The sequence below is a fragment of the Arthrobacter sp. NPDC092385 genome, from assembly GCF_044755105.1.
Lineage (GTDB): Bacteria > Actinomycetota > Actinomycetes > Actinomycetales > Micrococcaceae > Arthrobacter_D.
The window spans coordinates 95,146-113,887 of the sequence record NZ_JBIVQL010000007.1 but is presented as its reverse complement, the minus strand read 5'-3'; the positions used below and the strand labels follow the sequence as shown (position 1 = coordinate 113,887).

20 protein-coding genes are annotated in these 18,742 nt (G+C 69.0%); 17 read left to right on the top strand and 3 right to left on the bottom strand.

All coding sequences use genetic code 11. The annotated features are described in order from the left end of the window. The first annotated feature begins 74 nt into the window (after positions 1-74). The 4 genes from prfA (at position 75) to ACIQCY_RS10895 (ending at position 3,730) form a co-directional block, all read left to right on the top strand. Positions 75-1,154 carry a peptide chain release factor 1 gene (prfA, locus tag ACIQCY_RS10910; RefSeq protein ID WP_400483912.1) on the top strand — a complete coding sequence of 360 codons (1,080 nt, stop codon included), beginning with the start codon at positions 75-77 and terminating at the stop codon, positions 1,152-1,154. Between the two features lie 2 nt (positions 1,155-1,156). Beyond that, positions 1,157-2,029 carry a peptide chain release factor N(5)-glutamine methyltransferase gene (prmC, locus tag ACIQCY_RS10905; RefSeq protein ID WP_400483911.1) on the top strand — a complete coding sequence of 291 codons (873 nt, stop codon included), beginning with the start codon at positions 1,157-1,159 and terminating at the stop codon, positions 2,027-2,029. Beyond that, positions 2,026-2,961, top strand: a complete 936-nt coding sequence (locus tag ACIQCY_RS10900) for a glycosyltransferase (protein WP_400483910.1) — start codon at positions 2,026-2,028, stop codon at positions 2,959-2,961. Before prmC ends, ACIQCY_RS10900 begins: the two co-directional genes overlap by 4 nt. Before the next feature lie 61 nt (positions 2,962-3,022). Next, positions 3,023-3,730 carry an L-threonylcarbamoyladenylate synthase gene (locus ACIQCY_RS10895; RefSeq protein ID WP_400483909.1) on the top strand — a complete coding sequence of 236 codons (708 nt, stop codon included), beginning with the start codon at positions 3,023-3,025 and terminating at the stop codon, positions 3,728-3,730. Between the two features lie 34 nt (positions 3,731-3,764). On the opposite strand, the gene ACIQCY_RS10890 is transcribed toward ACIQCY_RS10895, so the two are convergent. After that, complete coding sequence (locus tag ACIQCY_RS10890; protein ID WP_400483908.1) at positions 3,765-4,724, bottom strand: NAD-dependent epimerase/dehydratase family protein; 960 nt, start codon at positions 4,722-4,724, stop codon at positions 3,765-3,767. Then, positions 4,721-5,713 (bottom strand): glycosyltransferase, encoded by a 993-nt coding sequence (locus ACIQCY_RS10885; RefSeq protein WP_400483907.1) that lies wholly within the window; start codon positions 5,711-5,713, stop codon positions 4,721-4,723. The genes ACIQCY_RS10890 and ACIQCY_RS10885 overlap by 4 nt, the downstream gene beginning before the upstream one ends. 204 nt (positions 5,714-5,917) lie before the next feature. Between ACIQCY_RS10885 and ACIQCY_RS10880 the strand changes: the two genes are divergently transcribed. The 13 genes from ACIQCY_RS10880 (at position 5,918) to ACIQCY_RS10820 (ending at position 17,453) form a co-directional block, all read left to right on the top strand. After that, the gene (locus ACIQCY_RS10880) at positions 5,918-7,837 is read left to right on the top strand and encodes a polysaccharide biosynthesis protein (RefSeq protein ID WP_400483906.1); all 1,920 of its coding nucleotides are present in this window, start codon (positions 5,918-5,920) and stop codon (positions 7,835-7,837) included. Next, on the top strand, positions 7,834-8,856 hold the full coding sequence (locus tag ACIQCY_RS10875; RefSeq protein WP_400483905.1) for a glycosyltransferase family 4 protein: 1,023 nt from the start codon (positions 7,834-7,836) through the stop codon (positions 8,854-8,856). The genes ACIQCY_RS10880 and ACIQCY_RS10875 overlap by 4 nt, the downstream gene beginning before the upstream one ends. Positions 8,857-9,005: 149 nt before the next feature. Then, the gene (locus tag ACIQCY_RS10870) at positions 9,006-9,515 is read left to right on the top strand and encodes a hypothetical protein (protein ID WP_400483904.1); all 510 of its coding nucleotides are present in this window, start codon (positions 9,006-9,008) and stop codon (positions 9,513-9,515) included. A 1-nt stretch (position 9,516) separates the two neighbouring features. Continuing rightward, positions 9,517-9,834: a hypothetical protein gene (locus ACIQCY_RS10865; RefSeq protein ID WP_400483903.1), complete on the top strand. Its 318-nt coding sequence runs from the start codon at positions 9,517-9,519 to the stop codon at positions 9,832-9,834. An 85-nt stretch (positions 9,835-9,919) separates the two neighbouring features. Beyond that, a complete protein-coding gene (gene atpB, locus ACIQCY_RS10860) occupies positions 9,920-10,741 on the top strand; it encodes a F0F1 ATP synthase subunit A (protein ID WP_400483902.1) in 822 nt (273 codons plus the stop codon). A gap of 75 nt (positions 10,742-10,816) precedes the next feature. Then, positions 10,817-11,032 carry an ATP synthase F0 subunit C gene (locus ACIQCY_RS10855; protein WP_019481292.1) on the top strand — a complete coding sequence of 72 codons (216 nt, stop codon included), beginning with the start codon at positions 10,817-10,819 and terminating at the stop codon, positions 11,030-11,032. Between the two features lie 50 nt (positions 11,033-11,082). Next, positions 11,083-11,637, top strand: coding sequence for a F0F1 ATP synthase subunit B (locus tag ACIQCY_RS10850; RefSeq protein WP_133080843.1), 555 nt, complete (start codon positions 11,083-11,085; stop codon positions 11,635-11,637). Then, complete coding sequence (locus ACIQCY_RS10845) at positions 11,637-12,449, top strand: F0F1 ATP synthase subunit delta (RefSeq protein ID WP_400483901.1); 813 nt, start codon at positions 11,637-11,639, stop codon at positions 12,447-12,449. The genes ACIQCY_RS10850 and ACIQCY_RS10845 overlap by 1 nt, the downstream gene beginning before the upstream one ends. A gap of 98 nt (positions 12,450-12,547) precedes the next feature. Continuing rightward, the gene (gene atpA, locus ACIQCY_RS10840; RefSeq protein WP_400483900.1) at positions 12,548-14,182 is read left to right on the top strand and encodes a F0F1 ATP synthase subunit alpha; all 1,635 of its coding nucleotides are present in this window, start codon (positions 12,548-12,550) and stop codon (positions 14,180-14,182) included. Positions 14,183-14,274: 92 nt separating this feature from the next. Continuing rightward, positions 14,275-15,168, top strand: coding sequence for a F0F1 ATP synthase subunit gamma (locus ACIQCY_RS10835; protein ID WP_400483899.1), 894 nt, complete (start codon positions 14,275-14,277; stop codon positions 15,166-15,168). Positions 15,169-15,248: 80 nt separating this feature from the next. Further along, complete coding sequence (gene atpD / locus ACIQCY_RS10830) at positions 15,249-16,712, top strand: F0F1 ATP synthase subunit beta (RefSeq protein ID WP_400483898.1); 1,464 nt, start codon at positions 15,249-15,251, stop codon at positions 16,710-16,712. A 5-nt stretch (positions 16,713-16,717) separates the two neighbouring features. Further along, complete coding sequence (locus ACIQCY_RS10825) at positions 16,718-17,011, top strand: F0F1 ATP synthase subunit epsilon (RefSeq protein WP_400483897.1); 294 nt, start codon at positions 16,718-16,720, stop codon at positions 17,009-17,011. Between the two features lie 10 nt (positions 17,012-17,021). After that, on the top strand, positions 17,022-17,453 hold the full coding sequence (locus ACIQCY_RS10820; protein WP_400483896.1) for a DUF2550 domain-containing protein: 432 nt from the start codon (positions 17,022-17,024) through the stop codon (positions 17,451-17,453). Between the two features lie 37 nt (positions 17,454-17,490). On the opposite strand, the gene ACIQCY_RS10815 is transcribed toward ACIQCY_RS10820, so the two are convergent. After that, on the bottom strand, positions 17,491-18,699 hold the full coding sequence (locus ACIQCY_RS10815) for an N-acetylglucosamine-6-phosphate deacetylase (protein WP_400483895.1): 1,209 nt from the start codon (positions 18,697-18,699) through the stop codon (positions 17,491-17,493). Positions 18,700-18,742: the final 43 nt, after the last annotated feature.

Genomic DNA, 18,742 nt, shown 5'->3' with positions numbered 1-18,742 from the left:
GCGGATCGTCCTGCCGCGGACCGTCCGCCCCTGATTTCATAGACTGGCTGCTCCAGCCGAAAGAGGTACACCCGATGTTCGAATCCATCCAGGGACTGCTCGACGAGCACTCCGAGCTGCAGGACCAGCTCGCCGACCCCGCCGTGCACGCCGACCAGGCGCTGGCCCGGAAGCTCGGCCGCCGGTACGCGGAGCTCGGGCGGATCGTCGACGCGCACAACCGCTGGAGCGCGCTCGACGACGACCTCGAAGCGGCCCGCGAGATGGCGTCCGAGGATCCCGAGTTCGCCGCCGAGGTGCCCGTCCTCGAAGAGCAGCTCGCCGCGGCGCAGGAGCGCCTGCGCCGCCTGCTCATCCCGCGCGACCCCAACGACAGCCGCAACGTCATCATCGAGGTCAAGGGCGGCGAGGGCGGCGACGAGGCTGCGCTCTTCGCAGGCGACCTGCTGCGGATGTATGCGCGCTACGCCGAGTCGCGCGGCTGGAAGACGGAACTGATCTCCGCCAACGAATCGGACCTCGGCGGCTACAAGGACGTCCAGATGGCCATCAAGGGATCCTCGAACGATCCCGCCGAGGGCGTCTACGCGCGGCTCAAGTTCGAGGGCGGCGTGCACCGCGTGCAGCGCGTGCCCGTCACCGAATCGCAGGGCCGCATCCACACCTCGGCCGCGGGGGTCCTGGTGCTGCCGGAGGTCGACGAGCCCGAGGAGGTCGAGATCAGCCAGAACGACCTGAAGATCGACGTCTACCGTTCCTCGGGTCCCGGCGGCCAGTCCGTCAACACGACCGACTCCGCCGTGCGCATCACCCACCTCCCCACCGGGATCGTGGTGGCGATGCAGAACGAGAAGTCGCAGCTGCAGAACCGCGAGGCCGCGATGCGCGTGCTGCGTTCGCGCATCCTGGCCCACGAGCAGGAGAAGATCGATGCGGCGAACTCGGACATCCGCAAGTCGCAGATCCGCACCATGGACCGCTCGGAGCGCATCCGGACCTACAACTACCCGGAGAACCGCATCGCGGACCACCGCACGGGCTACAAGGCCTACAACCTCGACGCCGTGATGAACGGCGACCTCGAACCCGTGGTGCAGTCAGCGATCGAGATGGACGAGCAGGCCCGCCTGGACGCCATCGGCACGGACGAGTAGGCGTGGAGGAGGCCCTGCGGGCAGCCGAGCGGCGACTCCGGGACGCGGGCGTGCCGAGTCCCCGCGTCGATGCGGAACTCCTGGCCGCCCACCTGCTGGGAGTCTCGCGCGGACGCGTGCGTGCCCTCGCCCTCACCGGCGCCCAGGTCCCCGAGGGATTCGACGCACTCGTCGACGAGCGTGCCCGGCGGGTCCCGCTCCAGCACCTGACCGGGGTGGCGCATTTCCGCCGTGTCGACCTCGCCGTGGGTCCCGGCGTCTTCGTCCCGCGGCCAGAGACCGAGACCGTCGCGCAGCTCGTGATCGACCGGGCGGCGGGACTCCAGCATCCGAAGATCGTGGACCTCGGCACGGGCTCCGGCGCGATCGCCGCTGCCGTGGCGGACGAGGTCCCCGCAGCGGAGGTGCACGCCGTCGAACTGAGCGACCTGGCACTGGCGTGGGCGGGTCCCAACCTCGCGCCGTTCGGGGTCCACCTGACCCGCGGCGACCTGGCGACGGCCCTGCCCGAGCAGGACGGGTCCTTCGACATCGTGGTGTCCAACCCGCCGTACATCCCCGCCGACGCGGTCCCGAACGAGCCGGAGGTGGCCGAGCATGATCCGCAGATGGCCCTGTACGGCGGGGGAGCGGACGGCATGGAGCTGCCGCGTGCCGCTGCCTCCTCCGCTGCACGCCTCCTGAGACCGGGCGGCTACTTCGTCCTGGAGCACGCCGAGGTGCAGGCCCCCTGGGTCGCCGCCTTCCTGGAGCGGTCAGGCCTGTGGACCGCCGTGACGACGCACCAGGACCTCAGCGGACGCGATCGAGCGACCAGCGCCGTCCTGGCTACCGACAGCACTCCGCCCGACACCACCGGAAAGGCCGCTCCATGACGGCGCCCGCCACCTCCAGCACCCCCGCTTCCACCCCTGCTCCGGACACCGTGGCCGTCGCGGCGGTCACCTACGACCGGCACGAGGAGCTGGCGCAGCTCCTGCGCTCCCTCGCGGCCCAGAGCGCACCGATCGCGACCGTGGCCCTGGTGGACTCGGGAACGAGGCCCGCGGGCGCCGTCGTCGACGCCGCCGACGGCACCATCCACTACCTCCGCTCGGAGGCGAACCTCGGCGGCGCCGGCGGATTCGCCTTCGCGATCCTCGCAGCCATGGCGAGCGGCGCGCAGTGGATCTGGCTCATGGACGACGACGGCCACCCCGAGGACGAGCGCTGCCTCGCCGAGCTGCTGCGTGCGGCGCACGAGCACGATCTCGACATCGTGAGCCCGCTCGTGGCTGCGACGTCGGACCCCTCCCGCCTGTCCTTCAACTTCCGCATCAACGGGTTGCTCACCAACGACCGCGCCACGCTCGAACCCATGGGGTACCTGCCGGACATGGTGCACTTCTTCAACGGGGCCCTCATCCGTGCGGAGGTCTTCGCGAAGATCGGCCTGCCGGACATGAAGTTCTTCATCCGGGGCGACGAGGTGGACTTCCTTGCACGCGTGCGGAAGGCGGGCCTGAAGTACGGGACCCTCGCGACGGTCGCGGTGCGGCACCCGGCCACCTGGACGGAGATGAAGCCGATCTTCGGCGGATTCATCACCCCGGTGATCCCTGAGGGGGACTTCAAGCGGTTCTCCTACTTCCGCAATCGTGCCTACCTCGCCCGCAAGTACCGCAACCTCCGCTGGTTCGGCGCGGACGTCATCGGCTTCCCCTACTACTTCCTCACGCAGCGGGATCTCAGGGGACTGCGCGCCTGGTTCGCGGCGTATTCCGCCGGTTTCCGCGGCAGGGGGTTCGGTCCGCCGCCGAAGGCCTGACCCGGCGCACGCCACCGCCGCCGATGTGCGGAGGCGCGCCCGGCAATGGAAGGATGGACCGGTGACCACCAGCTACGACTGTTCCGATCCCGCCCAGCGCAGCGAGGGGCTCGCCGCCGCCCAGCGCGCGGTCTCCCTCAAGCAGTGCGTCGTCCTGCCCACCGATACCGTCTACGGAATCGGTGCGGACGCCTTCTCGCCGCAGGCGGTCGCCACGCTGCTCGCGTCCAAGGGCCGCGGACGCAACATGCCGCCGCCCGTCCTCATCCCGCGCATCCAGACACTCGACGGCCTCGCCACCGATGTCCACCCGGATGCGCGCAGGCTCGCAGAGGCCTTCTGGCCCGGCGGCCTCACCCTGATCTGCCACGCCCAGCCGTCCCTGACGTGGGACCTCGGAGACACCCTGGGCACCGTGGCCCTCCGCATGCCGGACGACGACGTCGCGCTCGAACTGCTCACGCTGACGGGTCCGCTCGCGGTGTCGTCGGCCAACCGGACGGGGCAGCCCGCTGCCACGACGGCCGACGCCGCCGCCGCCCAGCTCGCCGAGTCGGTCGCCGTCTACCTCGACGCCGGTCCGCGCTCCGCGGCCAATGGAACGGGTTCCACGATCATCGACGCCACGGGCGGGACCCTGCGCGTCGTCCGGCAGGGAACCGTCTCGCTGGAGCGCCTGCGCGAGGTGGTGCCGGGCGTGGTCGGGATCGACGGGGACGGCGCGGACTCCGCCAACACGGCCGACGTGCCGGAGGACTCGGGCAACTGACGCCCGGTCTCGCCTTCCACGCGGCGTCGTTCGCCTACGTCCTCGCCGCCACGGCATCGCCTGTGCCGGCAGCATGGGCCTCCGCGAGCACCTCGCGGATCCGGGCGCCGGGCGCGAGGCCCTGGTCCACGGCCCACCCGGGTACCTGGTCCTGGCCGAACCACATGAGCTCCACGCGGCGTACGTGCCCGTCGAGGCGGCCGCGTAGCAGGGACGAAAGGGCGTAGCCGCCGGTCACGGCGGCCCTGCACAGTGCCGGGGGCAGCGCGCGCGGATGACCGCCCGCGGCCTCGAGGACCGTGCGCACCGTGAGTCCCTCCCAGGGCTGCAGCACGCGGGCGGGAACGGGCCCCTCGTAGCGGCCGAGGGCGAGCACGAGTTCCGCGAGCGTCTCCACCGAGGTGATGGGGGACGGCGCGGTCCCCGGCGACGCGACCGACGCGAGGGGGGAGCGGGCGAGCCGGGCCAGCGCCGCCGTCGTGGGACGGCCCGTGCCCTGCACGGAGGTGGCGCGTACCGTCACGACCGAGAGGGCGGGCTCCCGCACCGCGGTGAGGTCCAGTGCCTGCTCGCCGAGGGCCTTGCTGCGCGAATACGCGGAGAAGGGCTGCACCGTGTCCGTCTCGTCCAGCACCGGTGCGCGGCCCTGCACCGCGGCGCTGCTGAGGTGGACGAGGCGTCGTGCACCGCCGGCGGACGCAGCCCGGGCGAGGACGGCGGGCAGCAGGGCGTTCGCGCCGAGCAGGTCCTTGCCGCCGGCGGCGGAAGGCGTGGCCAGTCCCGCCGCATTGACGACGACGTCGTGTCCCTCGATCGCGGCGGCCAGGGCGGTCGTGTCGGTGCCCAGCGCGGCGTCGAGGAGTGCCTCCGGGGTCCCCGCGGACGTCGTGAGGCGCGGCGCGGGAATCGATCGGGCGTCGATGCCGGCGGAGCGGAGCGCCTGCAGGACCGCCGAGCCGACGAAACCGGACCCGCCGAGGACGAGCCAGCTCATACGGCTCCTCCCGGCCGGGGCGCCGGACCGGGCACGGGCCGGCCGGCCAGGGGCGGTTCGGGCCGCCACCCGGGATCGCGCAGGATGACCCGCGCAGCGCGCCAGCCCCGCCAGATCGAGGACGCGCCTGCGAGCGTGCGTTCGACGGCGACCAGGCGCAGGAGCTCCTTCCCCGCCGTGAGGAGCGTCCCGACGCCGAAGCCCACGCGGTTGTAGCGGCCATGCAGCCGGAGGTATCGGGCGAGGTGCCCGCGGTTCCGCATCCCGCAGAAGCGGGAGAGGTCGCTCGCGTCGTTCAGGTGCCGGACCCCCAGGTCCATCTGGCGCTGCGCTCGTGTCTTCCGCAGCACGAAGGCATCGATGTACGCCACGGGATGCCGCCGGGAGATGAGCCACCCGTAGGTGAGGTCGTCACCGTTGAGGAAGAAGCGCGCGTCGGGCAGGCCGACCTCGCGGACGACATCGGCGGTCACGAGCATGCCCTCGAAGCAGCCCACATTGGTGTGGAAGACCGGCGACGTCGCGAAGACGTCCCCGCGCACGGGCAGATGGACGCCGAGGGACTCGTTGAGGATGTGCTGCCAGAAGAAGGGCTCGCCCGCGGCGTCGTACCGGCGGCCGTGGATGCAGGAGTAGCGGCGCATCCATGGCGCGAAGGACGTCAGGGCGTCGGGGAGGACGACGACGTCGTCGTCCATCAGCCATAGCCAGTCCGCCCCCTCCCCGAGCGCGCGGGAGACGCCCGCGGCGAAACCACCCGAGCCGCCGACGTTCGCCGGGAGGCGGTGCACGATGACCGGCACGGGCAGATCCACGGCCGCGAGCAGGTCCGCCGTGCCATCGGTGCTGGCGTTGTCGACGACCACGATGCCGGCCGGCGCCGGATCGAGATGCGCGACGGAGTCGAGGAGCTGCCGCAGATGGGAGGCCCGATTGAAGGTGGTGATGACGATGAACACGCGCGATGAGCCGGCGTCGGGGACGTGCAACGTGTTCCTTCCGGGCCGCGCCAGGGCAGTGGGCAACGGGCCCGGCACAGGCGGTGCAGTTAGTATTCTCGGGTAATAGCAGTCTATTACACCGTGTTCGGGCCCCTGCCTGGCCAGACCTGGTCCTGCCGGTGCCGTGGTCTTCCCGGCGGCGGCAGATGGGGTGCGGACGCGGTGGCAGCCTGCATGACACGGTTAGGAATCATGGGAATCACCGAAGGCCGGGCCTCCGCCCGGACACAAGGCTCCACGGCCGCAGCCCCTCCCGGCGACAAGCCGGCGATCTGGCTGTGGTCGCAGTACCTGCTCGACGCCGCCGCCTGGATCGTGGCCATCCTCCTCGCGCTGATCCTGCGCTACGAACTGCTGGTCAAGGAAGTGAACGTCCCCGGCATCGCCGCCTTCTGCGCCGTGGCCGTCGTGGCCCAGCTCGTGGTGGGACTGAGCTTCGCCCTCTACCGCGGCAGGTACAGCTTCGGCAGCTTCCACGAGGCGAAGCTGCTGGTCATCGTCGCCGTGCTCGTCGCCGTGATCCTCGTGCTCGTCAGCGTCGCCTTCTTCACCGTCATCGAGGTGCCCCGCAGCATCGGCATCATCGCCTTCCCCTTCGCCTGCATGTTCCTCGCCGCCACGCGCTACCTCAAGCGCATGTACGTCGAGAGCAAGGCCAAGCCGGGGGAGGATGCCCAGCGCACGCTCATCTACGGCGCCGGGTTCCTCGGGAATTCGCTCGTGACCCGCATGATGCAGGACCCGGAATCGCCGTACTTCCCGGTCGGCCTGATCGACGACGACCCCGCGAAGAAGCACCTCCGGCTGTCCACCGTGCCTGTCCTCGGCCGGATCGACGACCTGCGGGAGGTCGCCGCGCGGACGCAGGCCTCGGTCCTCGTCATCGCCTTCGCCGAGGTGGAGGCGGCCCAGGTCCGCCGTGTCTCGGACCTCGTGGCGGGGCTCAACATCAAGGTGCTCGTCCTGCCGCCGCTGCGGGACATGCTCGGCGCCGCGGGTGCGGCGATCGCCGACTTCCGCGAGGTCGCCGTCGAGGACCTCATCGGGCGGCGTCCCGTGGACATCCACCCCGACGAGGTGGCCGGCTACGTCAAGGGCAGACGCGTACTGGTCACCGGAGCCGGCGGCTCGATCGGGTCCGAACTGTGCCGCCAGCTCTCTGCCTTCGAGCCCGCGGAACTCATCATGCTCGACCGCGACGAGACCGGCCTCCAGTCCACGCAGATCTCGCTCACGGGGCGCGGCCTGCTGACGGGGCGCGATACGGTGCTCGCCGACATCCGGGACGCCGACGCCCTGCTGAACATCTTCGAGGACCGCAGGCCGCAGGTTGTGTTCCACGCGGCCGCCCTCAAGCACGTGTCACTGCTCGAGCAGTACCCCGAGGAGGCCTGGAAGACGAACGTCCAGGGGTCGCTCAACGTCCTGCGCGCGTCAGCGGCCGTCGGTGTCACGAGTTTCGTCAACATCTCGACGGACAAGGCGGCCGATCCCACGAGCGTCCTCGGCCACTCGAAGCGCGTCGCGGAGAAGCTCACGTCCTGGCACGCGGAGCGGACGGGCCAGCGGTACGTGTCGGTGCGCTTCGGCAACGTCATCGGCAGCCGCGGCTCCATGCTGCCCCTCTTCACCGAGCAGATCCGCAACGGCGGTCCCATCACGGTGACCGATCCCGAGGTCACGCGCTTCTTCATGACCATCCCCGAAGCCTGCCAGCTCGTGGTCCAGGCGGGGGCGATCGGCAGGGGAGGGGAGGTGCTGATCCTCGACATGGGCGAGCCCGTCAGGATCCTCGACGTCGCCCAGCGCATGATCGCGATGTCCGGCAAGGACATCGACATCGTCTTCACGGGCCTGCGCCCGGGCGAGAAGATGCACGAGGATCTCATGGGCGCGGGGGAGGACGATTCCCGTCCGCTGCATCCCAAGATCTCGCACACCTCGGTGGCGCCGCTCGACCCCCAGCAGCTCAGCCTGCAGGAGTGGAAGGCGGAGGGCGGGTTCGACCACGGCCGGCGGGGCATCTCCCCGGGTCCGGGCTCGGCCGGCGATGGGCATGCCGCCGCTCCCGCCGCGCACGCAGCCTCGCGCGTCGGAGGACCGACGTCGTGAACGGACTCCTCGTCCTCGTCGGGCTCACCGCACTCGGCCTGTCGCTCGCGCTGCCCGTCGTCGTGAAGCCCGTGCTGAAGCGCCTGGGCGTCATCGACATCCCGAACAGCCGGTCCTCGCACAGCACCGTCGTCATCCGCGGCATGGGCGTCGCGGTCGCGGTGGCGATCCTCGTGGCGCTCGTCCTCTCCCTCGCCACGGGCCTGGTCGCCGTCGACCGGTCGCTCATCCTGATCATCGTCTGCATGGTCGGGGCCTCCGCGACCCTAGGGTGGATCGAGGACTTCCGCGGCATCTCGGTCAGGGTCCGTGCCTCGGCGCAGCTCCTGGTGGGGACCATCGGCACGGCCGCCCTCGCCACCACCATCGACGACAGCAGCTACTGGTGGGTCCCCATCGGTGCCATCGCCGTCGCCACCTACATCAATGCGGCCAACTTCATGGACGGCATCAACGGGATCTCGGGGATGCACGGCGTCGTCGTGGGTGCCTTCTACTCCGTCGCGGGCGTGCTCAGCGACCAGTTGTGGCTGACGGTCGCCGGGCTGGTGGTGGCCGCCGCCTTCGCCGGTTTCCTGCCCTGGAACCTCGGCAGGGGCTTCGTCTTCCTCGGCGATGTGGGCAGCTACCTGCTCGGCGCGTCCATCGCCGCGATCGCGGTCACGGGCCTGCTGGCGGGGGTCTACCTCGAGTACCTGCTCTCACCGGTCCTGATCTACCTCGCGGACACCTTCACCACGTTCCTGCGCAGGGCGCGCCGGGGCGAGCGCCTCTACACCGCCCACCGGCAGCACGTGTACCAGCGGCTGACCGACACGGGCCTGGGCCACGTGCAGGTCTCGATCTTCGTCAGCGTCCTGTCCGTGCTGACGGGCGCGGCGGGCTTCGTGCTCGCCACCGCACCGGCGCCCCTCGCCGTCTCCGCGTCCCTCTTCGCAGCCGTCGTCGTCGCCCTGTACCTCTACTCGCCGCGGATCTTCCGCGCACTCGCACGCCGCCGGGCCGCAGCGGACGCCTGACCACCGGCGCCGCGTCTTCGCGGTGCTGTAGAATTTCAGGCGCCGGGTACGACTGGTCCAGTCCCGCTGTCCCCGGCTCCAGCCCTCGCGACGCCGTCGACGAAGGACCAGCAGGGCGCCGCCCGGCGCAGCGACAGAGCGGACAGCACGTGCCACGACCGGAGCGCCCGGCCACCGGAGCCCACCCGAACCTCGTCCAGGCGTCGGGTGCCACCGAGTCACCCTGGCTGGGGATCCTCGGCAGGAGCGCGGCAGCGGGCGGGGTGCTCGCACTGGTGCTCGCCGCCGCGGCCGCGCTGGCCACCTCGCCTCCTGCGGGCCTGAGCGTCCTGTTCGGCGCTGTCCTCGTGATGGCCTTCTTCGGTATCAGCCTCCTGATCGGCCACTTCACCGGCAGGACCAATCCCTCCGGCGCGCTCGGGCTCTTCGCCGTCACGTACGCGATCAAGGTCGTCGGATTCGCGGCCGTCCTGTTCTTCCTCGGGACCCCGGGCTGGCTCGACCGCACCTGGTTCTTCACCGGGGCCCTCGCGACCGTCATCGCCTGGCAGGTCGCGGAGGTCGCGGCCTTCTCGCGCCTGCGGACACCCCTGTACGACGACGCACCGGGCGGGCCGCCGCCCGCCGCGGCGGTCGAGCGCCGATCGGAAGGATCCTGACATGCCCACCACCGCCGACGGTCCGGACAGGACCTCCGCGACGGCTCCGCAGCCGGGCGACGCCCGCTTCTCCAACGGCGGATACAACGCGGGGATGGCCGTCTTCAGCTACATGATTGGCGGGATCCTGGTGTGGAGTTTGATAGGCTGGGGGCTGGATAATCTCCTCGACACGCGCTGGTTGGTGCTGGCGGGAGCGTTCTTAGGTGCAGCAGGGGGTTTCTACCTCTCCCACATGCACCACCTCACCCGGAACCACACCCCGAATCCGCCTGGCGGATCCCGGGGCACGCCCGGTTCCGAGGCCGAACCCGAGTGAATCCTCACAACTTAACGAGTCGGACCAGTTCCACTGCGACCGAACAGATCTTGCCCAACGATGGACACTGCAGAGAGGAAACGCGTTGATCGCGCTTGCGCTCCCGGCCGCAACTACCGAAGAGGGATTCGTAGCCCCGACGATCGAGGACACCCACTATCGGGACATCCTTCCGTGGGGCGGCGAGTACGGCGTCCTGCTGGACCCCGGATTCGGGAAGCAGATGCTGCTGACCATCCTCTCGGTCATCCTCATCGCGACCTTCTTCCTGGTCGCGTCCCGCCGCCGACAGCTGGTCCCCGGCAAGCTGCAGTTCCTCGGCGAGTCCGCGTACGGATTCGTCCGCAACTCCATCGGCAAGGACATCATCGGCGGACGCGAGTTCCTCCGCTACGTGCCCTGGCTCTTCACCGCCTTCTTCTTCGTGCTGGTGAACAACATCTTCGGGGCCATCCCGTTCCTGCAGCTGCCGACGTTCTCCCACCCGGGCAGCGCCTACGGCATCGCGGCCATCTTCTTCTTCCTCTGGGTCGGTATCGGCCTCAAGAAGCACGGTATCCGCTACTTCAAGCTGGCCGTGGTGCCCTCCGGTGTCCCGTGGTACATCCTCCTGATCGTGGTGCCGATCGAGATCATCTCGAACTTCATCGTCCGCCCGGTCACCCACTCGCTGCGACTCTTCGCGACGATGCTCGCAGGACACCTCATCGTGACCCTCGCCGGCTCGGCCATCGAGTACATGGTCTCCACGGGGAACATCCTCCTGCAGGGTACGAGCGTGCTGGTCCTCGTCGGATCCGTCGCGATGTACATGCTCGAGGCCCTGATCATGATCCTCCAGGCCTACGTCTTCACGCTGCTCGCCGCGATCTACATCGAAGGCGCGCTGCACGCCGACGCCCACTGATTCACACACGTCTTCCCCGTCGGGGATGATCCCAAACAACCTGTCGCAGCAAAGCGGCATCTTGAAAGGAACACAATGGAAGTACAGGGTAGCCTCAACCTCGTTGGATACGGTCTCTCCGCAATCGGCGGTGGTATCGGTGTCGGCCTCGTCTTCGCGGCCTACATCAATGGCGTAGCTCGCCAGCCTGAGGCACAGCGTGTCCTCCAGCCCATCGCCTTCCTCGGCCTGGCGCTGACCGAAGCCCTCGCGATCCTGGGCCTCGTCTTCGCCTTCGTCATCGGCGCCTGATCCAGCCGCTCCGACCGACCGAAGACCAGTTGAAGAAAGACGGGTGAAAAATGCTTAACGCAGCGATTATGGCGGCGGAAGAGGGATCGAACCCTCTGATCCCGAACCTATGGGAACTGCTGGTGACCGTTGTCGGCTTCGCCGTCCTGCTGTTCATCGTCTTCAAGTACGTCATGCCGGCGTTCGAGAAGACGTTCGCAGAGCGTACCGAGGCGATCGAAGGCGGTATCGCCAAGGCCGAGGCCGCACAGGCCGAAGCCAACGCGGCACTCGACGAGTACAAGCAGCAGCTTGTGGACGCTCGCACCGAGGCCAACCGCATCCGCGAGGAAGCCCGCGCCGAAGGTGCGCAGATCCTTGCGGACCTCAAGGAGAAGGCCGCTGCCGAGTCGGCACGCATCACGGAGCAGGCCCACGTGCAGATCGAGGCCGAGCGCCAGGCCGCCGTGGTCTCGCTCCGCGCCGAGGTCGGCACGCTGGCGACGGACCTCGCGAGCCGGATCGTCGGGGAGTCCCTCGCCGACGACGCCCGTTCCTCACGGGTCATCGACCGCTTCCTCGCCGACCTCGAGACCTCGTCGCAGAGCGCAGGTGCAGCGAAGTAATGGCAGGAGTATCGAGCCTCTCGCTGGCAACGGTCCGTGAAGGACTCGAGTCCCGACTGCCGGGCGCAACCCTGGCCCTCGCCGAGGACCTGTTCGGCGTGCTGGCGATCCTGGACAGCAATGCCGGGCTCCGCCGGGCGCTGACGGATCCGTCGCGCACCGGCAAGGACAAGGCCGTGCTGGTCGATCAGCTGATCTCCGGTCGCGTGTCTCCCGAAGCCGCCGGCGTGGTCCGTGACCTCGTCAGCGAGCGCTGGGGCAATGCTCGGGACATCGGTGACGCGCTGGAGACCCTCGCGGCGACCGTGGTCATCTCGGTCGCCGAGCAGGGCCGCGGTGTGGAGGGCTTGGAGCAGCTCGAGAACGAGCTGTACTCCTTCATCCAGGTGGTCGCCTCGAACCACGCCCTGCAGAGGGCGCTGTCGGAAGCACAAGCCACCCCTGAGTCGAAGGTCGCACTCGGCCTGAAGCTCGTTCCGCAGGCGGGCGCCGCCGGCAGGCTCCTCATCGCCCAGGCCGTGCGGGCGCCGCGCGGACTGAAGCCCGCAGCCCTCGTGCAGCGGTTCCTGGAACTGGTCGCAGCGCGCCAGCAGCGCTGGATCGCCGACGTCAGCGTCACCCGTCCGCTGACGGCGAGCCAGTTCGAACGTCTCGAGTCCGGGCTGAACGCCATGTACGGCCGCGAGCTCAAGGTCAACGTGAAGGTCGACCCCTCACTCATCGGTGGAGTCCGGGTGAGCGTCGGAGACGAGATGGTCGACTCCACCGTGATCACGCGCTTGTCCGAACTCCGCCGCAAGCTGGCGGGCTAGGCGCACGCGCTTGTCGACACCCGAGTTCCACCCACTGAATCACACACCGGTCGCCACGCATCCCAAGGTGACCACAACACAGGAGAGCAGGGACTGAGATGGCCGAATTGACCATCAACGCCGAAGACGTCCGTAGTGCGTTGAACGATTTTGCGGCGTCCTACGAGCCCGGAAACGCGGAGCGCGTCGAAGTCGGCCGCGTGACCACCGCCAGCGACGGCATCGCCCGTGTCGAGGGTCTTCCCTCCGTCATGGCCAACGAGCTGCTGCGGTTCGAGGACGGCACGCTCGGACTCGCCCAGAACCTCGACACCCGTGAAATCGGCGTCGTCGTCCTTGGTGACTACAACGGGATCGAAGAAGGCCAGGAAGTGCACCGCACGGGGGAGATTCTCTCCGTTCCCGTCGGTGACGCCTTCCTCGGCCGCGTCGTCGACCCCCTGGGCCAGCCCATCGACGACCTCGGCGAGATCGTCGCCGAAGGCCGCCGTGCGCTCGAGACCCAGGCTCCCGGCGTCACGCAGCGCAAGTCGGTGCACGAGCCGATGCAGACCGGCCTCAAGGCCATCGACGCGATGATCCCGATCGGTCGCGGCCAGCGCCAGCTCATCATCGGTGACCGCCAGACCGGCAAGACCGCCATCGCCGTCGACACGATCATCAACCAGAAGGCCAACTGGGCTTCCGGTGACGTGAACAAGCAGGTCCGCTGCATCTACGTCGCGATCGGCCAGAAGGCATCGACGATCGCAGCCGTCCGCCAGACCCTCGAGGACAAGGGTGCGCTGGAGTACACGACCATCGTCGCGTCCCCCGCCTCCGACCCCGCGGGCTTCAAGTACCTCGCTCCGTACGCCGGCTCGGCCATCGGCCAGCACTGGATGTACGGCGGCAAGCACGTCCTCATCGTGTTCGACGACCTGTCGAAGCAGGCAGAGGCCTACCGTGCGGTATCGCTGCTGCTGCGCCGTCCGCCGGGACGCGAAGCCTACCCGGGCGACGTGTTCTACCTGCACTCCCGCCTCCTAGAGCGTTGCGCCAAGCTCTCCGACGAGCTCGGAGCAGGCTCGATGACGGGCCTGCCGCTCATCGAGACGAAGGCGAACGACGTGTCGGCCTACATCCCGACCAACGTCATCTCGATCACCGACGGCCAGATCTTCCTGCAGTCGGACCTCTTCAACGCCAACCAGCGTCCCGCCGTGGACGTCGGTGTGTCGGTGTCCCGCGTCGGCGGTGCCGCACAGGTGAAGTCGATGAAGAAGGTCTCCGGAACCTTGAAGCTCGACCTCGCGCAGTACCGCGACATGCAGGCGTTCGCGATGTTCGCGTCCGACCTGGATGCGGCATCACGCCAGCAGCTGACCCGCGGCGCACGGCTCATGGAACTGCTCAAGCAGGGCCAGTACTCGCCGATGCCGGTGGAGCAGCAGGTCGTGTCCATCTGGGCCGGCACGAACGGTTACCTCGATGACGTACCCGTCGAGGACATAAACCGTTTCGAGACGGAGTTCCTGGAGCACCTCGGCCACAAGTCGCAGGTCCTCACGACCCTCGCCCAGACGGGCAAGCTCGAGGACTCGACGGCGGACGAGCTGAAGACGCAGATCACCGGCTTCAAGCAGGGCTTCTTCGGAGTCGGCGCCAGCGGCTTCGGCGCAGGCCACGAGGAGCACGCGGCGATCGACGCCGATTCGGTCGAGCAGGAAAAGATCGTTCGACAGAAGCGCTAGAGGTACTGCAGCCGGGAGGGGCGCCGCCCCTCCCGGCCCGCAGCACCCTGGCCTGATCGCTTCCCGCAGCGGGAGCGAAGGAAAGGACAAGAATGGGAGCCCAGATCCGGGTCTACCGCCAGAAGATCGCCTCGACCACGTCGACGCGGAAGATCTTCAAGGCGATGGAACTGATCGCGACTTCTCGCATCGGCAAGGCGCGCACGCGTGTCGCAGCGGCACTGCCGTACGCCAACGCGATCACCCGCGCCGTGTCGGCCGTATCGTCGCAGTCGGAGATCGACCACCCCCTGACCACCGAGCGCGGTCAGGTACGGCGCGCTGCCGTGCTGGTGCTGTCGTCCGACCGCGGCCTCGCGGGTTCGTACTCGGCCAGCGCCCTCAAGCAGGCGGAGGGTCTCTTCGAGACCCTCCGGTCCGAGGGCAAGGAGATCCAGTCGTACCTGATCGGCCGCAAGGCCCAGTCGTACTTCGACTTCCGCGGCCGGGACTACGAGAAGGTCTGGACCGGTGGCACCGATGCTCCCGAGTTCGAGACAGCACGCGAGGTGGGTGAAGCCCTCCTGTCCACCTTCCTGAAGGACTACGAGGACGGCGGCGTGGACGAGATCCACGTGGTCTACACGAAGTTCCGCTCCATGGTCGTGCAGGAGCCGTCGGTCATGCGGCTGCTCCCGCTCGAGGTCGTGGACGAGGAAGTGCCGCAGGACGGCGAGCTGCTCCCGCTCTACGAGTACGAGCCGGAGCCCGAGCAGGTCCTGGACGCGCTGCTGCCGAGGTACATCGAGTCGCGCATCTTCGCGGCCATGCTCCAGGCTGCGGCGAGCGAGCTCGCTGCGCGCCAGCGGGCCATGAAGTCCGCGGGTGACAACGCCACGGAACTCATCAAGAAGTACACGCGCCTGCGCAACACCGCCCGCCAGGCGGAGATCACCCAGGAGCTCTCGGAGATCGTGGCCGGCGCGGATGCGCTGAACGCCTCCTGACACCCCCATCCGGGTCCTCGTGGGCGCGGGTGCACAGCTAGACTTAGTTCCACGCCATCTACGTAAATGAAGTGAGAGAGATGACTGCCCAGACTGTTGAACACGGTACGGACTCAGTTGCCCCCGGCGCCACCGGCCGTATTGCACGTGTCATCGGCCCGGTTGTCGACGTCGAGTTCCCGGCCGACGCAATCCCCGCAATGTACAACGCCCTCACCACCGAGATCACTCTCAACGGTGAGACCCGCCTGATCACGTTCGAGACCTCGCAGCACCTGGGCGACAACCTCGTCCGCGCGATCTCCCTGCAGGCCACCGACGGACTCGTCCGCGGCACCGTGGTCCAGGACACCGGAGCGGCGATCTCCGTCCCCGTGGGCGACGGCGTCAAGGGCCACATCTTCAACGTCCTGGGCAAGCCCCTCGACGTCGACGAGTCCGCACTCGAGATCACCGAGCGCTGGCCCATCCACCGCAAGGCTCCGAGCTTCGCGTCGCTCGAGGGCTCGACGGAGATGCTCGAGACCGGCATCAAGGTCATCGACCTCCTCACCCCCTACATCAAGGGTGGAAAGATCGGCCTGTTCGGTGGCGCCGGTGTCGGCAAGACCGTGCTCATCCAGGAGATGATCACGCGTGTCGCGCGCAACTTCGGTGGCACCTCGGTGTTCGCCGGTGTCGGCGAGCGTACCCGCGAGGGCAACGACCTCTGGGTCGAGATGGAAGAGGCCGGCGTCCTCAAGGACACCGCCCTCGTGTTCGGCCAGATGGACGAGCCGCCGGGAACGCGCCTCCGCGTGGCCCTCTCGGCCCTGACCATGGCGGAGTACTTCCGCGATGTCCAGAACCAGGACGTGCTGCTCTTCATCGACAACATCTTCCGGTTCACGCAGGCAGGTTCGGAGGTGTCGACCCTTCTGGGCCGCATGCCGTCCGCCGTGGGCTACCAGCCGAACCTCGCCGACGAGATGGGCCTCCTCCAGGAGCGCATCACCTCGACGAAGGGCCACTCGATCACGTCGATGCAGGCGATCTACGTGCCTGCGGACGACTACACCGACCCGGCTCCGGCCACCACCTTCGCGCACCTCGATGCGACCACCGAGCTCTCCCGCGAGATCGCGTCCCGTGGCCTGTACCCGGCCGTGGACCCGCTGGCGTCGACCTCGCGCATCCTGGATCCGCAGTACATCGGCCACGACCACTACAACACGGCCGTGCGCGTGAAGCAGATCCTGCAGAAGAACAAGGAGCTGCAGGACATCATCGCGATCCTCGGTATCGACGAGCTCAGCGAAGAGGACAAGGTCGTCGTCGCCCGTGCGCGCCGCATCCAGCAGTTCCTCTCGCAGAACACCTACACCGCCAAGCAGTTCACCGGCGTCGAGGGCTCGACGGTCTCCATCAAGGACACCATCGAGGGCTTCGCGGCGATCTGCAACGGCGACCTCGACCACATCGCGGAGCAGGCGTTCTTCAACGTCGGCGGACTCGATGACGTCGAGCGCCAGTGGGCCAAGATCCAAGAGCAGACCGGTAAGTAGCGCCGATGGCGACGAACGGCGAACTCGAGGTCGAAATCGTCGCGGCCGACCACTTCGTGTGGTCGGGCGCGGCGCGCACCGTCAACGCACGCACGGCCAACGGGCAGATCGGTATCCTCCCGGGCCACGCCCCCATCCTCGCGATCCTCGAGGCGGGGGAGCTCTCGGTGGAGCCGGTCAACGGCGAACGCCTGGTGGTCGGTGTGGATGGCGGTTTCTTCTCGGTCGACTCCAACCGTGTCGTGATCGTGGCGGACAACGCCAAGGTCGGCGGTTCGGTGACTCCGGAATCCGTCTAGGATCCTCGGCATGGAGGCACTGGGTGTGACGTTCATCTGCCTTGCGGTCGTCTTCGGCCTGCTCGTGCTCGTGATCGGCGCATTCCTCCTCCGGCGCTATCAGCTCAACCGTGCCCTCGGCACCTTCGACGCCTCCATCCGCCTCCCTCCCAAGGGCTGGCGGGTGGGGGTTTGTCGTTATACGGACAAGAACCTCGAGTGGCTCAGCCTCCTCTCGCTGAGCCCCATCCCCAGGTTCCGCTTCCTGCGCAGCTCGCTCGAGGTCGAGGGCTGGCGTGCGCCCACCGAGGCGGAGCGTGTCCGGATCCAGCCGGGGGCGATCATCGTCCAGCTGGCCTACGAGGGCGAGCCGTTCGACCTCGCCATGAAGTACGACGTCTATGCGGGCCTCTCCTCGTGGATCGAGGCCGGTCCGGTGATCGGTATCGGCACCTGGCGCTGACCACCGGTCGGGATGCGGGGGAGCCGGTCAGCCCCTCCTAGGATTCGATCGGCCGGATCCAGGTCCCGCCGCGCAGGACCCCCTTGAGCTCGAGCTCGGGTGACACCACGACGGCGTCAGCACGCAGCCCGCTGCGGAGGCTGCCCACCTCGTCGGCCAGGCCCAGGACGACGGCAGGAACCGCGGTCGCGGCGCGGACGGCGTCGACCACCCCCACTCCCGCTGCCATGGTGCAGCGCACGACGTCGAGGAGGCTCCCGGCGCCGCCGGCGAGAGCGCCACCCTGCAGCAGGACGGCCGCGCCGTCGATGACGGTGACCTCCCTGTGCCCGAGCCTGTAGGTGCCGGAGGCACGGCCCGCCGCGGCGGTCGAGTCGCTGACCAGGCAGATGTTCTCGGAGCCCGCGATCGTGAAGGCCATCCGGACGGTCTCCGGGTGCAGGTGGACGTTGTCCGCGATGAGTTCGACGGCGATCTCGCCGGCCCGCGCCCGCTGCAGGAGCAGGGGGGCCGGGCCGGGCGAGCGGTGATGGATCACCGGCATCGCATTGAACAGGTGTGTCGCCGTCGGCCGTCCACTGAAACCCGCGAAGCCGGTCGAGGCCAGTTCCTCGTTGATGAGGTCCAGGGCGGCGCCCGTCTCCTCGGTGGTGCTGTCCGTGTGCCCGATGGAGGGGATCACCCCGTGCATCACGAGCTCGTAGACGAGGACGTCGCTCCCCGGCAGTTCGGGGGCGTAGGTCATCGAGGCGAGGCGCCCCCGGGCCGCGGTGACGAGGCGGGAGACGTCCTCCTGCGTGGGCAGGATCAGGAAAGCGGGATCGTGGGCGCCGTTGCGCTGCTTCGACAGGAAGGGCCCCTCGGCGTGGATGCCCGCGATCAGCCCTGCGTCCGCGGCCGCCGCGAGCCTGCCGAAGGCCGCCTCGAGGTCCTCGAGCGGTGCCGCGCAGGTGCTGGCGAGAACCGTCGTCGACCCGCTGCGGTGCAGGTGCGCCGCGGCCGCCTCGATGTCCGCGACCGAGCCCGAGGTGAAGTCGCCTCCGCCGGCACCGTGGCAGTGCAGGTCGATGAGGCCCGGCAGGATGAGGTAGCCCTCGGGCAGCTGCTCCGAGGGCGCGCGTCCGTGCGACGCCCCGGCCTCGGTGATGCGCGAGCCCTCCCACCGTAGGACGCCGTCCTCGACGATCCCCGCATCGGTCACCATTCGTCCGGACAGGGCACGGGGCGTTCCGCTGGAGAGGGCCATGGTCCGATTCTAGGGGGCCGGAGGGCAGGCCCCTAGGGGCCTG

Excerpts from the sequence above, each read along its gene's own strand:
- prfA (WP_400483912.1), top strand. The coding sequence starts at position 75 with ATGTTCGAATCCATCCAGGGACTGCTCGACGAGCACTCCGAGCTGCAG.
- ACIQCY_RS10900 (WP_400483910.1), top strand. The coding sequence starts at position 2,026 with ATGACGGCGCCCGCCACCTCCAGCACCCCCGCTTCCACCCCTGCTCCG.
- ACIQCY_RS10890 (WP_400483908.1), bottom strand. The coding sequence starts at position 4,724 with ATGAGCTGGCTCGTCCTCGGCGGGTCCGGTTTCGTCGGCTCGGCGGTC.
- ACIQCY_RS10880 (WP_400483906.1), top strand. The coding sequence starts at position 5,918 with ATGGGAATCACCGAAGGCCGGGCCTCCGCCCGGACACAAGGCTCCACG.
- ACIQCY_RS10865 (WP_400483903.1), top strand. The coding sequence starts at position 9,517 with ATGCCCACCACCGCCGACGGTCCGGACAGGACCTCCGCGACGGCTCCG.
- ACIQCY_RS10855 (WP_019481292.1), top strand. The coding sequence starts at position 10,817 with ATGGAAGTACAGGGTAGCCTCAACCTCGTTGGATACGGTCTCTCCGCA.
- ACIQCY_RS10850 (WP_133080843.1), top strand. The coding sequence starts at position 11,083 with ATGCTTAACGCAGCGATTATGGCGGCGGAAGAGGGATCGAACCCTCTG.
- ACIQCY_RS10845 (WP_400483901.1), top strand. The coding sequence starts at position 11,637 with ATGGCAGGAGTATCGAGCCTCTCGCTGGCAACGGTCCGTGAAGGACTC.
- atpA (WP_400483900.1), top strand. The coding sequence starts at position 12,548 with ATGGCCGAATTGACCATCAACGCCGAAGACGTCCGTAGTGCGTTGAAC.
- ACIQCY_RS10835 (WP_400483899.1), top strand. The coding sequence starts at position 14,275 with ATGGGAGCCCAGATCCGGGTCTACCGCCAGAAGATCGCCTCGACCACG.
- atpD (WP_400483898.1), top strand. The coding sequence starts at position 15,249 with ATGACTGCCCAGACTGTTGAACACGGTACGGACTCAGTTGCCCCCGGC.
- ACIQCY_RS10825 (WP_400483897.1), top strand. The coding sequence starts at position 16,718 with ATGGCGACGAACGGCGAACTCGAGGTCGAAATCGTCGCGGCCGACCAC.
- ACIQCY_RS10820 (WP_400483896.1), top strand. The coding sequence starts at position 17,022 with ATGGAGGCACTGGGTGTGACGTTCATCTGCCTTGCGGTCGTCTTCGGC.
- ACIQCY_RS10815 (WP_400483895.1), bottom strand. The coding sequence starts at position 18,699 with ATGGCCCTCTCCAGCGGAACGCCCCGTGCCCTGTCCGGACGAATGGTG.